Annotated in this window: 12 protein-coding genes; 9 read left to right on the forward strand and 3 right to left on the reverse strand. The window is 44.5% G+C overall.

Annotated elements, in window-relative coordinates; translation table 11 throughout:
• The first annotated feature begins 195 nt into the window (after window positions 1-195).
• The 3 genes from AC3ITG_RS14275 to AC3ITG_RS14285 are packed head-to-tail and all read left to right on the forward strand — an operon-like array spanning window position 196 to window position 3,709.
• The gene (locus AC3ITG_RS14275; protein ID WP_413378289.1) at window positions 196-1,119 is read left to right on the forward strand and encodes an ABC transporter permease; all 924 of its coding nucleotides are present in this window, start codon (window positions 196-198) and stop codon (window positions 1,117-1,119) included.
• Window positions 1,120-1,159: 40 nt separating this feature from the next.
• Window positions 1,160-2,056, forward strand: coding sequence for a carbohydrate ABC transporter permease (locus AC3ITG_RS14280; RefSeq protein ID WP_489254463.1), 897 nt, complete (start codon window positions 1,160-1,162; stop codon window positions 2,054-2,056).
• Window positions 2,057-2,095: 39 nt separating this feature from the next.
• A complete protein-coding gene (locus AC3ITG_RS14285; protein ID WP_489254120.1) occupies window positions 2,096-3,709 on the forward strand; it encodes a type 2 periplasmic-binding domain-containing protein in 1,614 nt (537 codons plus the stop codon).
• 78 nt (window positions 3,710-3,787) lie between these two features.
• Here AC3ITG_RS14285 and AC3ITG_RS14290 read toward each other — a convergent pair whose 3' ends face one another.
• Window positions 3,788-4,051 (reverse strand): hypothetical protein, encoded by a 264-nt coding sequence (locus AC3ITG_RS14290; RefSeq protein WP_413378293.1) that lies wholly within the window; start codon window positions 4,049-4,051, stop codon window positions 3,788-3,790.
• Window positions 4,052-4,284: 233 nt separating this feature from the next.
• Between AC3ITG_RS14290 and AC3ITG_RS14295 the strand changes: the two genes are divergently transcribed.
• On the forward strand, window positions 4,285-6,327 hold the full coding sequence (locus AC3ITG_RS14295) for a catalase (RefSeq protein WP_489254121.1): 2,043 nt from the start codon (window positions 4,285-4,287) through the stop codon (window positions 6,325-6,327).
• Between the two features lie 118 nt (window positions 6,328-6,445).
• Here AC3ITG_RS14295 and AC3ITG_RS14300 read toward each other — a convergent pair whose 3' ends face one another.
• The gene (locus AC3ITG_RS14300; protein ID WP_413378297.1) at window positions 6,446-6,574 is read right to left on the reverse strand and encodes a DUF4023 family protein; all 129 of its coding nucleotides are present in this window, start codon (window positions 6,572-6,574) and stop codon (window positions 6,446-6,448) included.
• A gap of 208 nt (window positions 6,575-6,782) precedes the next feature.
• On the opposite strand from AC3ITG_RS14300, the gene AC3ITG_RS14305 reads away from it, so the two are divergent.
• From AC3ITG_RS14305 to AC3ITG_RS14325, 5 genes are all read left to right on the forward strand, one after another.
• Window positions 6,783-7,541 (forward strand): TrmB family transcriptional regulator, encoded by a 759-nt coding sequence (locus tag AC3ITG_RS14305; protein ID WP_489254122.1) that lies wholly within the window; start codon window positions 6,783-6,785, stop codon window positions 7,539-7,541.
• A 105-nt stretch (window positions 7,542-7,646) separates the two neighbouring features.
• Window positions 7,647-8,807, forward strand: coding sequence for an MFS transporter (locus AC3ITG_RS14310; RefSeq protein WP_489254123.1), 1,161 nt, complete (start codon window positions 7,647-7,649; stop codon window positions 8,805-8,807).
• A gap of 248 nt (window positions 8,808-9,055) precedes the next feature.
• The gene (locus tag AC3ITG_RS14315; protein WP_413378303.1) at window positions 9,056-9,631 is read left to right on the forward strand and encodes a sugar O-acetyltransferase; all 576 of its coding nucleotides are present in this window, start codon (window positions 9,056-9,058) and stop codon (window positions 9,629-9,631) included.
• A 41-nt stretch (window positions 9,632-9,672) separates the two neighbouring features.
• A complete protein-coding gene (locus AC3ITG_RS14320; RefSeq protein WP_076288349.1) occupies window positions 9,673-10,260 on the forward strand; it encodes a sugar O-acetyltransferase in 588 nt (195 codons plus the stop codon).
• A 118-nt stretch (window positions 10,261-10,378) separates the two neighbouring features.
• Window positions 10,379-11,383 carry an ROK family protein gene (locus tag AC3ITG_RS14325; protein WP_489254124.1) on the forward strand — a complete coding sequence of 335 codons (1,005 nt, stop codon included), beginning with the start codon at window positions 10,379-10,381 and terminating at the stop codon, window positions 11,381-11,383.
• 131 nt (window positions 11,384-11,514) lie between these two features.
• On the opposite strand, the gene AC3ITG_RS14330 is transcribed toward AC3ITG_RS14325, so the two are convergent.
• A complete protein-coding gene (locus AC3ITG_RS14330; RefSeq protein ID WP_489254125.1) occupies window positions 11,515-12,948 on the reverse strand; it encodes a glycoside hydrolase family 1 protein in 1,434 nt (477 codons plus the stop codon).
• Between the last annotated feature and the right edge of the window lie 38 nt (window positions 12,949-12,986).

The raw sequence follows: 12,986 nt of genomic DNA on the forward strand, positions 1-12,986 counted from the left end.
GGATAACGATATGATTTTTGCTCGTAAGCGTCTCGGCTACTTGTAAAGTTCATAGATGGAACCACAGAAGTCCGAATAACGTCCTTAGGGGTCCGATAAACCCAATCTGAAGCGGTTTATACTGAAGCTATTCCAGAGATGACAGGTCCTACGGGAGAACAGCATCAGTATATTTACAGGAGGGAAGGAAGAACCATGAGGACCAATCCACTTTATATCGGAAGAACGTTGGAGAGAATCAGGCGAAACTGGGGTCTTTACGTTTTGCTTTTTCCAGCGGTTCTGTTGACACTTTTATTTGCCTACAAGCCGATGTACGGCGTATTAATCGCTTTTAAGGACTACAGCCCGGCGTTGGGGATCGGAGACAGCCCTTGGGCTGGATTCAAATACTTTGAGAAATTCTTTCATTCCTATCAATTTACGAATACGATACGCAATACGCTTGTGATTAGCTTGTACAGTCTGGCTACCTTTCCAATTCCGATAATGCTTGCACTACTGGTGAACCAGATGAGGTCGGGAAGGTTCAAAAGGTTATTCCAGACCGTTTCGTATATGCCTCACTTTATTTCAACGGTAGTTATGGTCGGATTGATGCTGATCCTGTTCTCGCCAAGTACAGGGCTCGTTGGCAATATGTATCAGCTGTTTGGAGCACAAGCACCGGACTTAATGGGTTCATCAGCTCTGTTCAGCAGTGTATATGTCTGGTCTGATGTGTGGCAGCATGTCGGTTGGGACAGCATTATCTATATTGCCGCGCTGTCTGCCGTAGATCCAAGCCTCTATGAAGCGGCCACGGTTGATGGAGCAAGTCGATGGCACAAGGTTCGTTATATTGATATTCCGATGTTGCTGCCGACAGCCATCACGCTGCTTATTCTGCGGGTAGGCGGATTACTGGGCGTAGGATTTGAGAAGGTTTATCTGATGCAGAACGACCTGAACATTCTCTCTAGTGAGATTCTGTCCACTTATGTATACAAAATCGGGTTACTGAGCAGCCAATATAGTTTCTCCTCGGCGATCAACCTGTTTAATACAGTCATTAATTTCATTTTGCTTATTCTGGTCAATCAGTTGTCCAAGAAATACAGTGAAAACAGTCTATGGTAGGGGGGAGACAAACAAGATGAGCGTTATGGAACCTGCAGCAATGACCAGAGCTCCCCGTACAAAACGTCGATCACGCGTTACGGTTGCAGAAGTTGTACTGTATGCCTTTGCAGTTCTTTTTCTGATTGCTATCATTTACCCAATCTATTTTATTGTCATCGCCTCGTTCAGTGATCCTTCATCTGTGGCTAACGGACAGGTGTGGCTTTTCCCCAAAGGCTTTACGCTTGAAGGGTATAGGGAACTGCTGCGACACGAAAATATCTGGATCGGATATCGAAATACCATTCTGTATACGGTAGTGGGAACACTCTTCGGGCTTGTCGTTAATATTTCGGCGGCTTATGCATTATCGAGAAAAGATCTGGTGGGGCGTAAATTTTTCTCGCTGTTCTTTATCTTTACAATGTTCTTCAGCGGGGGCTTGATCCCAACTTTCCTGACGATCCGCGACTTCCATCTATACAACACGTTCCTCGTGATGGTGCTTCCGTTCTCCGTGGTGGTTTTCGACATGATCGTCGCCCGGACATTTTTCCAGACCAGTATTCCGGGAGATCTATGGGAAGCGGCCCAGATCGATGGCTGTGGTAACCTGCGGTATTTTGTACTGATTGTATTGCCGCTGTCCAAAGCAATCATCGCAGTCCTCGGACTATGGATTGCTGTAGGGTATTGGAATTCATATTTTAACGCCCTAATTTATCTAAAAGATCCGAATCTGTATCCGCTGCAACTGATTCTGCGTAATATCCTCATCACGAATCAGATGCAGTCCGGCATGGGTACAGGAGAAGCAGCACAAGTTGCCCTGCGCCTTGCCAATTTGATGAGGTATTCCGTTATTATCATCGCTACAATTCCGATCATGTGTGTGTATCCGTTCATCCAAAAGTATTTCAATCAGGGGGTGATGATCGGCGCAGTGAAGGAATAAGGCGGGTTGAAATTCATTACGAATCAAGGGGGTTCCCAAATGGGGAAAAAGATAGGCAAGAAGTTATTCACCAAAATGAGCAGCCTGCTTCTCGCGTCGGCCATGTTGGTCAGCGTTGTTGGCTGTAGTAGTGGAAATAGTAGTGAACCTGCGGAGACTACGATTTCAAGTGATTTTAATCAGGAAGGTCTGCCAATTGTCAATAAACCGGTTACACTCAAGGTACTGACGGTTCGTTGGGGGAATATGGGCGACACCTTTACACAGAACCAATGGCTCAAGGATTTGGAGAAGGATTCCAATGTGAAGATTGAGTGGCAGGTGATGTCCTCCAATGACTGGGGTGAGCAGAAATCCATTATGCTTGCCAGTGGTACGCTCCCGGACATTATCCTGGGCGACCAGGTGTTCAGCGATTCGGACATTGTAAACAACCTGAGCTATTTCCGTCCACTGGATGAGTACATTGACTCGTATATGCCCAACTTGAAGGCAGCTATGGAAGAGACGCCAGATATGAAGAAAATCAGTACGTTTCCTGATGGCAAAATCTATTCCATGCCAACAAGGCTGCCTGCCCGTCCGAAGAGCCGGAACCAGCCTGTAATCAATAAGGCGTGGCTTGATAAACTGGGGCTGAAAGCACCAACGACAACAGAAGAGCTGTATCAGGTGTTGAAAGCGTTTAAGGAAAAAGATCCGAACGGAAATGGAAAACAGGACGAAATTCCTTACACTGAAACGGGTCTGAATGTGGATTTCCTCAATCCATTCGGAATCACTGACATTAATGCCAGCAGTATGATTGTCCAGGACGGTAAACCGGTCTTCTTCCCAACGACTGACGCCTATAAAGAAGCTCTTATTTATACACACAAGCTGTATTCAGAAGGGTTGATTGATCAGGAACTGTTCACACAAGACAATACAATGACATCAGCCAAATGGCAAAATGCAGATATTCCAATCGTCGGCTTCAGCAACCAGTGGACACCCGATGCGGTATTTGGCAAGTGGAGCGATCAATACGAAGCGATTGCACCTATTGCCGGACCTGATGGCAAACGCTATCAGCCAGGGGATCCAGGCGGTATGAACCTGGCCCGTAATGAACTGCTCATTACAAGTTCATGTACTGTTCCAGAAGTAGCGGCACGCTGGGCCGATCAATTCTATTCCAGTGAAGCCAGCATCCAGAATTTCTGGGGTGCGATCGGAACTGTAATCGAGAAAAACGATGATGGCACATACACGTTGATGGACCCGCCGGCAGGCACCAGCGCCGATGCTTGGTACTGGGATCAATCCCTGCGTGATTTCGGACCCAAATATGTAAGCCCTTCCTTTGAAGAGAAAATTAAGCTTAATCCGAAGGCTGGTGACGGACTCAAGCTGCAAATCGATCAGTTGGGCAGTGCCGATGTAACGACACCTTATCCGAAGGTTATGTACAATGCTGAAGAGTTCCAGGAGCTGCCAACGCTGACAACAGATATTGACGGTTATGTAGCAACGATGCGAGCTCAGTGGGTAACTAAAGGCGGCATCGAAGACGGATGGGATGCTTATATCAAAAAGTTGAATGATATGGGACTTGAACAGTTACTGACCATCCGTAATAATGCCTTTGAACGTTATATGAACGTAAAATAGACTGGAGTTCCGTCGTATATTTCATTGAATAACAAACAGGTGCGCCTCCTTTAATAAGGAGGGCACCTGTTTGTTCGTTTATGATCTGCGTTTCAACAATAAAACGCCGCTGATGTTCGATGTTTTTTTGCTATAGACCACTTTGAAACCAATATCATTGTCCAGCAAACAGTTTAAGGCATTGATCAGCAATGCACCACGCACCAGTGTGAAGGTGCAAGGCGATGTGTTCCCAATCACACGCACACTTCTGATTCTACGTGCAGAACCGGGAACGAGCGGGTTTCTGGACCAATAGATCAATACCAAATCCGGTTGTGGAACAGCTTTTACACTAGCCATCCTCATCATCTCTTTTCTATTAGATTCTTAATAGTAAATGAAAAGGAAATGAGGAAGGTGCTAGACAAAGGACGCGATATTTAATAAATGGACAATCGCCAGCTATGCCTCATGGCACAGCTCATGTTATTCGTATTTGTAATCACACACATGATTCGGATCAAAGTATGGGTGTATCAGTCAATCATAAGTGTACTTCCAGTCCCATACATATAATGTTGGAGGTGATTGGAATGAGCAAGGAACCCATAGATGAGAACAAAAAGATAGAGCAGAGAAATACCTTTCTTCGGGATAATAACGGAAAAGAGATGTCTTCCAACGAAGGGGTTAAAATATCGGATGATAGCAACTCGCTAAAAGCTGGGGATCGGGGACCCACGCTGCTTGAAGATTTTCTGATGCGTGAGAAACTGTCGCACTTTGACCGGGAACGCATTCCGGAGAGAGTTGTGCATGCTCGGGGATATGGAGCCTACGGTGAATTTGAGTTATATGAATCACTTGAAGAGTTAACGATGGCCCATTTTCTTCAGGATCCTGGTGTGAAAACACCGCTGTTTGTTCGTTTTTCCGAAGTTGCAGGCTCCAAAGGAGTGAACGAAACGAATCGGGATGTACGTGGGTTCTCAGTAAAATTTTATACGGATGAAGGCAACTTTGATCTGGTCGGCAACAATATTCCTATCTTTTTCATTCAGGATGGAATCAAGTTCCCGGATCTGATTCATGCGCTGAAGCCGGAACCCAATAATGAAATTCCACAGGGCTCCACTGCGCATGACACCTTCTGGGATTTCATTGCGAATAACCAGGAGTCAGCAGCTATGGTCATGTGGATTATGTCGGATCGCACGATACCGCGAAGCTTTCGAATGATGCAGGGATTTGGAGTGCATACCTTCCGGCTGGTGAACAAAGAAGGAAAATCCAGATTCGTGAAATTTCATTGGCGGCCGGTACTTGGCATGCATTCTTTTGTGTGGGATGAGGCGCAGAAGCTTGGAGGGGCGGACCCGGACTTTCATCGCAGGGACCTGTGGGAGAATATCAATGCAGGTAACTTTGCGGAGTTTGAACTTGGAATACAGGTGCTGGAGGAAGCAGATGAATTCAAGTTTGACTTTGATATTTTGGATGCAACGAAATTATGGCCTGAAGAAGACATCCCGGTACGAATCATTGGCAAAATGACGATTAACCAAAATGTTGAGAATGTATTTGCGGAAACGGAACAGTCGGCTTTCCATCCAGGCAACATTGTACGTGGCATTGATTTCAGCAATGATCCACTGCTTCAAGGCCGACTATTCTCGTATACGGATACACAATTGGCAAGGGTGGGCACGAATTATCAGGAATTGCCGATCAATCGTCCCGTATGCCCTGTACATAACAACCAGAGAGACGGCGCTTCACGGTATACCATTGATCGGGGGAGAGTCGCCTATCACGAAAACTCTCTTGCCAATAATTCTCCCTATACTGTTCCTGGTACCAAAGGGGGTTTTGTAACTTATCCTTCCACGGTGCAAGGTCTCAAGGAACGGAAAACGGCATCTAGTTTCCTGGATCATTTCTCGCAGGCACGTTTATTCTGGAACAGCATGACAGGCGTGGAGCGGATTCATATCATTCAGGCACTCACATTTGAGCTCGGGAAGGTAAAGGACGTTTCGATTCGTCAACAGGTTGTTGATATGTTAGGGAAGATCAGCACAGAGCCGGCTACCATTCTGGCCCACGAGCTTGGAGTCGCTGTACCAAACGTTCACATTCACGAATCTTCAGTGACAAAGTCCTCCCCTGCGCTAAGTATGGCTAATACCGTATTTTCTCCCAAGACATTGCGTGTCGGGGTGATTGTCGGTGAAGGATTCGATGGTCCGAGCACACAATACATTTTGGATGAGCTTAAGGGCGCGGGACTTCGTCCAGTCATTGTTCATGAAAGACAAGGTGTGGTCCATGGAACGGGCGGTGTGGAGTTGAAAGTGGACGACAGCTTTTTGACCGGATCACCTTTGGTATATGATGGTTTGTTCATTGTTGGAGGACAGAAGGAAGATGATTATTTTCAAAAATACACCCGATCCTATGCCATTGAAACGTACAACCATTTTAAACCGATAGGAGCTACACCGACGGGGGCTCTACTGATTCAGCCAGTCGGCATTATCGGAAAACCTGGTGTCATTGTGGAGCAACAGCCAGGAACGTTTGCAGAGCAATTCATTCAAGCAATGACCCAGCAACGCTTCTGGGATCGAACTTAGTCAGACTGGATGCCTTTGAACGATCAAATTACGAATAGCAAGAAAAGGATCTCCCTCCAGAGGTCCTTTTCTTGCTGAAAGAAAAAATGAGCATTATTTCTCTAACGCCATTATAAGCTTACTTGTTGGTGCTATGCTGCTTCGACGGCAGTTTATCCGTTGGTGTACCTTTACCATTGTTTTTGTTATGACGAGCTTTTTCGGCATTCTCATTCACTTTTTTTACAAATTCATGGGTACTCTCCATGTTTAAGCATACCTCCTTCAAAAAATCAAAATGTGTAGCTTGAATCTTAATATAACCATTGGGAGGTCATTATATTTGAATGCTCCACTCTGACCGTAATATCCGTATACGACTAGGAAGGAGCGTCGGTGGGATAAACTGGACATGGGAAGTTCAGGCGTCTAAACTATATAGAACGATACAAACAAGAAGGAGCCCGAATCGAACCATGTTGCAGAAATTCGGTTTTACACAATATGAAAGTCAGGTGTATGAGGCCATATTTGCGCAGGATGCACCGCTCGATGCCACATCCATTGTTAATTACTCCAATGTACCCAAGGCTAAAATATACGAAGTGCTTAATCGGCTTATTGATAAGGGAACGGTCCTAACAACCATGCATGGGAAGAAAAAATTGTACATGGCGGTTGATCTTCAGTCCATTATCCTCAAAATAAGAGCCGACTTTGAGAAGGATATTGAGGAGTTAAAGACATATAAAATCAAACGTACATTCACAGATGAACATATCTGGACATTGAAGGATGCATCATCCATTGCATCGAATATAGAACAGCTTATTGAAGAGGCGGATTCATCTATCCTTTTTCTGGCCTGGAACGAGCAAATGGAGAAATACCGGGAGCTTCTGGAGAGAAAAGAGGCAGAAGGGGTACATGTAGAGGTCCTGGCTGTAGGAGGACTGCAAACGTCTCTAACCCATAAATATTCGTTAATCCCGATGCTTGAGGACAGTAATCTTGAGCCCTCGCAGTTAATCATTGTTGACCATGGCTATCTTTTGTTTGCAGGAATCGAACATGATTCATGGAAGGCCATCAAGACAACGTCCAAACCGATTGTTAAAGCAATGACGGATTATTTCTATCATGACGTCGCTCTTACTCAAATTACCAAAAAATACGGTAACCAGCTGCTTCAGGATGAAGAAATTGCACGTCTGCTGGCGCGATTAATTTATTAAACTGATGTACCAAAAGCTATTCTTTCTGAGAATAGCTTTTTTGTATTGAAATCTTCTCTTGATTAAGTTACTATCGTAGTTGTAACTTTCGAGGAGGATTCAAAAATGAATAAAAAAGTATATGTCCTGGCAATCGCGGCATTTGTGGTTGGTACCGTTGAACTCATTTTAGGCGGGATTCTGGACTTGATTGCGACAGATCTTCATCTGACTTTGGCAAAAGCCGGGTATTTAATTTCCATCTTCTCACTTGTCTATGCGTTATCTGCGCCTATTTTGTTAAATATGACGGCTAGATTCGAACGTAAAAAAGTATATATGTGCACTTTATTCGTTTTTCTAATCAGCAATCTAATCTCTGCGTTCAGTGCCAATTTCTATATGCTCTTGGCAGGCAGAGCATTGGGGGCCGCAACGGGATCTCTGATTTTTGTCCTGTCTCTGACGCTCGCAGCCCGTATTGTGGAGCCGCAGTATAAAGGGCGTGCTGTGGGAATTATCACGATGGGAGGAAGTGCTTCACTGATCCTGGGTGTACCTATCGGAATCTTTGTGGGTAACCTGGCCGGATGGCGTGAAGTGTTTATGTTGATCGCGATTCTGACTGCAGTGGTCATGGTTGCCATTGGCATTGCCATGGATCGTGTGCAGCCGATTCCGGCAGTATCCCTGAAGAAGCAGCTTACTGCTCTATGGAACCCGAAAATGCTGGCAATCCATGTTACAACATTGCTTGTGCTCGCAGGACACTTGACGTTATATGCGTATTTCACACCATTTCTCCAGGAAGCGTTGGGAGCCAGCTCAACAATGGTTACCTTTATCTATATGATGTTTGGTATCGCTGCTGTAGCAGGGGGCGGAATCGGCGGCATTTTATCAGATCGCTTGCACCCAGCCAAAGCCATTATCATCGTGCTGATACCCTTTATTATAAGCATGGCGGTTATTCCGTTTAGTACCGGGTTGCCTTTAATTGCTTTCTTGATCCTGCTAAGTATCTGGAGTGCGCTAAGCTGGACCGTTACCCCGGTACAGAATAGTCTGATTATCAAAACCTCACCGGCAACGGCTGAAACGTTAATTAGCACCAATTCAGGAATTGCACATGCTGGTATTGCTCTTGGAACCTATATTGGCGGGGTGGTTATCGATCACTCGTCCATTATGTATACAGGATGGGTGGGATCGGTTCTGATCCTGATGGGTCTTGTGTCAGCCGTTTATGCAATTCGTCGCAAGGAGCAAACTGTGCAGGCGGCGTGATAATGCGTTAGTTTAAATGTTGTCTATGCAAACTGCTCTATATTGTATTACTTCAGCAAACAAACCTTTGCGATCCAATAATTTAGTGGATTTGCAGAGGTTTTTTTATAACATTAGGCATAATATCTTTGCATTCAATTTGTAAAGAACTTGATTTATTTAGGTTATCCCATATAATTATTATAGCTTTATAAAGTATCTTAATTTAACAGTTTGAAAATTAATATAGACATAAAGGGGAAACAATCATGAGCAATATCACAACAAAATCGGAAAAACAAAAAATGATCGATGGTGAGCTGTATTTGGCTTCCGATCCTCAATTGTCTCAAGAGAGGGAACATGCAAGAAGAATGACACGCTTGTACAATCAGACCACAGAAACAGATGGTGAGATCCGTACAAAATTTTTGAAAGAACTGTTAGGTTCAACGGGTGAACACCTGAGCATGGAACCGAATATTCATTTTGACTATGGTTACAACATTCATGTTGGAGAGCATTTCTATACCAACTTTAACTGTACGATACTTGACGTATGTGAAGTGCACATTGGGGATAACTGTTTAATGGGACCTGATGTTCACATATATACCGCTACTCATCCCTTGAATCCATTTGAACGGATAACAGGTGCAGAGTATGGGAAACCAGTGAACATCGGGAATAATGTATGGATCGGAGGCAGGGCAGTCATTAATCCAGGGGTCACTATTGGAAACAATGTCGTTATTGCTTCCGGGTCCGTAGTCACAAAAGATGTCCCGGATAACATGATTGTTGGTGGAAATCCTGCTAGAATCATTAGAGAGATAGAGCTTTGATCTATTCATTTTGGACAGAAGAGTTGGAGGCACAGGAATTCATGACAGAAAAAGAGAAATCACAACTGGGACTACTGTATAATGCGAATTACGACAAAGAATTGATTGATGAGCGTTTGTACGCGAAGGGACTTTGTTACGAGTATAATCAACTTCATCCAGGTAAGATCTCTGAGAGAGAGGCGCTGCTCAAAAAGTTGCTTGGAAAAACGACGGATCGTTTCCTGATCGAGCAGCCATTTGTATGTGACTACGGCTATAACATTGAAATTGGTGAGAACTTCTATAGCAATCATAATATCGTTATGCTGGACGGGGCAAAAATCAGTTTTGGTGACAACGTTTTTGTTGCACCGAATTGTGGATTTTATACTGCTGGTCATCCTTATGATGTGGAACAACGTAATGAAGGTCTTGAAATTGTAGGTCCCATCACAGTGGGCAATAATGTTTGGATCGGTGGCGGCGTGACTGTGCTTGCGGGTGTGACCATTGGAGATAACACAATCATCGGGGCGGGAAGTGTAGTTACCAGAGACATTCCTTCTGATGTAATTGCTGCGGGTAATCCATGCAGAGTTATTCGCAAAATAACGGAAGCAGACAAAACAAAGTATAGAAGAAGCTAATCACCAAGTGTTTACTAACCCTCAGAATGCCCGATGTTTTTCATCGGGTGTTTTTAATACCTTTGGAGATATTGTATAGTTACTACATTGGAGAAGAAACTATGGAGTAGGTGTGCTTATGAAAATAGCGAACGCGTATTTGATGAAAGAAATTAATATAAACCATGTACGCCAGGTCATGAAACGGGTGGAAACAGCAACCAAGCCACAACTGGCCTCCTTAACCAAGCTCAGTGTAGTAACCGTCAATTCACTGGTAAAAGAGTTGTGTGATCTGGGTGAACTGTTTGAGGACGAGATGGTGCCTTCCAACGGGGGGAGACCTGCATTAACCTATCGATACAATTACGATTTCAGCTTGGCTTTGGTCATGTATATCAACGAAAAGCAGGGGCAGGATCTGATCACCGCCACCGTCATTAACCTAGAGGATAACATGGTGTTCAGAGAAGAATATACGATGCCTACCTTTGACCAGAAACACTTCTATGAAATCATTGGGAACGTGCTGACTCAACATGCTTCCATTAAAGTGATCGGTATCGGTATTCCGGGGCAAACCGTGAATGGAGAAATTAAGGTGAGCAGTCACCAGCAGTTAGAAGGTATCCGCATGATTGAAGATCTTGAAGCACAGTTCGGATTACCAGTCCTGGTGGAAAATGATGTGAATGCTGCAATCAGTGGATATTGCGCAAAAAAAGAGTTAGACGAGGATCAGTGTGTCATCGGAATTTATTTTCCAACCCAATACCCTCCAGGTATGGGCATTTATATGGATGGTAAAGTGATCAAAGGAAAACTTGGCATGGCCGGGGAGGTCAAATACCTTCCCATGGGAATTGATTGGTATAAATCAGTGGAAAAGGAAACGTTTGTAGCAACGGTATGCAAAATGATTCAAACGGTAAATGCGATTCTTGCTCCAGACCAGGTTGTAATTTACCAGAAGATGGTTGAAGAAGATGCAGTGGTTCAAGCATGGCAAAAGTATCAAGCCGATCTGGCGATGCCATCTTATCCTGACGTCATTCTGAATGATTCTTTCCGGGAAGACTTTGAAGCAGGGATGCGATGGCTAACATTGAAATCGTTGGAACCGGATCTGGTCCAATTCAACTGAAAACGCGACTCACCATATTAATAAAAATCCCCCAGCAGCAAACAATACATCATCACATCGTATACCAATGCATGTCCTTGTTTTCTGCTGGGGGAGAGCAGGAATACACCTGCTACAGCTGTATCACTTACTTAACGTTTCAGGCTCTTGCCGTTACTGCCGATGACATCTTTGTACCAGTGGAACGACTTTTTGCGATACCGTTCGAGTGTTCCTGAACCATCGTCATGGCGATCAACATAGATATAACCATAACGCTTTTTCAATTGTGCTGACGAAGCACTGACCACATCAATACATCCCCAGGACGTATATCCCATAACTTCAACGCCGTCTTCAATGGCTTCCCCGACCTGAACAAGATGATCATTCAAGTACTGAATGCGATAGTCATCTTCAACTGTTTTTTCACCATCAGGTCCGGTAATAAGCTCGTCCACAGCGCCCAGCCCATTTTCCACAATAAAGAGTGGTTTCTGATAACGGTCATAGAACATGTTCAGCACATAGCGCAGTCCTTGCGGATCGATCTGCCATCCCCATTCACTTGCAGGCAAGTAAGGGTTAGGTATACCGCCAAGCAGGTTACCTTCACCTGCAACTTGTTTTTCCGGATCAGCCGTTTGGCAGATACTCATGTAATAGCTGAAAGAAATGAAGTCGACGGTATGGAGCAGCATGTCTTCGTCGCCATCTTCCATCTGAATCTGGATTCCATTTTCACGGAAGTAACGTTTCATGTATCCAGGATAGCGGCCTCTCACATGTACATCTCCGAAGAAATAATTGCTGTGTTCGAATTCCATCACTTTAATCATGTCATCGGGATTCGGTGTTAGCGGATAGGTCGGCATACTGAGCATCATACAACCAATCTGTGCAGTTGGAATGATCTCATGACAGAGTTTTACAGCAGAAGCGCTGGCTACAAACTCATGGTGTATTGCCTGATAAAGATCCTGCTTGCTCAATTTCTCTTTTGGTGTGTAGATACCACCACTCATAAAAGGTGCTTCCAAAATCGAATTGATTTCGTTGAACGTGAGCCAGTATTTCACTTTATTTTGATAACGTTTGAATACAGCAGTCACATAACGCTCGTAGAAGCCGACCATCTTCCGATTAACCCAACCATCATATTCCTTGGAGAGATGGAGAGGTGTCTCGTAGTGGGAAAGGGTGACCAGTGGTTCGATTCCGTATTTATGACACTCGTCAAAGAGATCATCATAGAATTGAAGGCCTTCTTCATTGGGTTCCAGCTCATCGCCCTTAGGGAAGATACGGGACCAGGCGATGGAAGTGCGGAATACCTTGAATCCCATCTCAGCGAACAGCTTCACGTCTTCTTTATAACGGTGATAGAGGTCAATTCCGATCAGTTTCATGTTATCTTCAGTCGGTTCTTCAGTAATGGGACCCATGATACCTTTGGGGGCCACATCCTGAGTGGACAAACCTTTGCCACCTAGATTATATGCACCTTCAGCCTGGTTGGCGGCAATGGCACCACCCCACAGAAAGTTTTCGGGGAAATGAAATGATGGATGTTGAGAATGAGTCATGTGTATCGCTCCAATCGTTATGAATTCGTTGTGGATAT

It is taken from the genome of Paenibacillus sp. GL_099_B, from assembly GCF_057835695.1.

Excerpts from the sequence above, each read along its gene's own strand:
- AC3ITG_RS14275 (WP_413378289.1), top strand. The coding sequence starts at position 196 with ATGAGGACCAATCCACTTTATATCGGAAGAACGTTGGAGAGAATCAGG.
- AC3ITG_RS14280 (WP_489254463.1), top strand. The coding sequence starts at position 1,160 with ATGACCAGAGCTCCCCGTACAAAACGTCGATCACGCGTTACGGTTGCA.
- AC3ITG_RS14285 (WP_489254120.1), top strand. The coding sequence starts at position 2,096 with ATGGGGAAAAAGATAGGCAAGAAGTTATTCACCAAAATGAGCAGCCTG.
- AC3ITG_RS14290 (WP_413378293.1), bottom strand. The coding sequence starts at position 4,051 with ATGGCTAGTGTAAAAGCTGTTCCACAACCGGATTTGGTATTGATCTAT.
- AC3ITG_RS14295 (WP_489254121.1), top strand. The coding sequence starts at position 4,285 with ATGAGCAAGGAACCCATAGATGAGAACAAAAAGATAGAGCAGAGAAAT.
- AC3ITG_RS14300 (WP_413378297.1), bottom strand. The coding sequence starts at position 6,574 with ATGGAGAGTACCCATGAATTTGTAAAAAAAGTGAATGAGAATGCCGAA.
- AC3ITG_RS14305 (WP_489254122.1), top strand. The coding sequence starts at position 6,783 with ATGTTGCAGAAATTCGGTTTTACACAATATGAAAGTCAGGTGTATGAG.
- AC3ITG_RS14310 (WP_489254123.1), top strand. The coding sequence starts at position 7,647 with ATGAATAAAAAAGTATATGTCCTGGCAATCGCGGCATTTGTGGTTGGT.
- AC3ITG_RS14315 (WP_413378303.1), top strand. The coding sequence starts at position 9,056 with ATGAGCAATATCACAACAAAATCGGAAAAACAAAAAATGATCGATGGT.
- AC3ITG_RS14320 (WP_076288349.1), top strand. The coding sequence starts at position 9,673 with ATGACAGAAAAAGAGAAATCACAACTGGGACTACTGTATAATGCGAAT.
- AC3ITG_RS14325 (WP_489254124.1), top strand. The coding sequence starts at position 10,379 with ATGAAAATAGCGAACGCGTATTTGATGAAAGAAATTAATATAAACCAT.
- AC3ITG_RS14330 (WP_489254125.1), bottom strand. The coding sequence starts at position 12,948 with ATGACTCATTCTCAACATCCATCATTTCATTTCCCCGAAAACTTTCTG.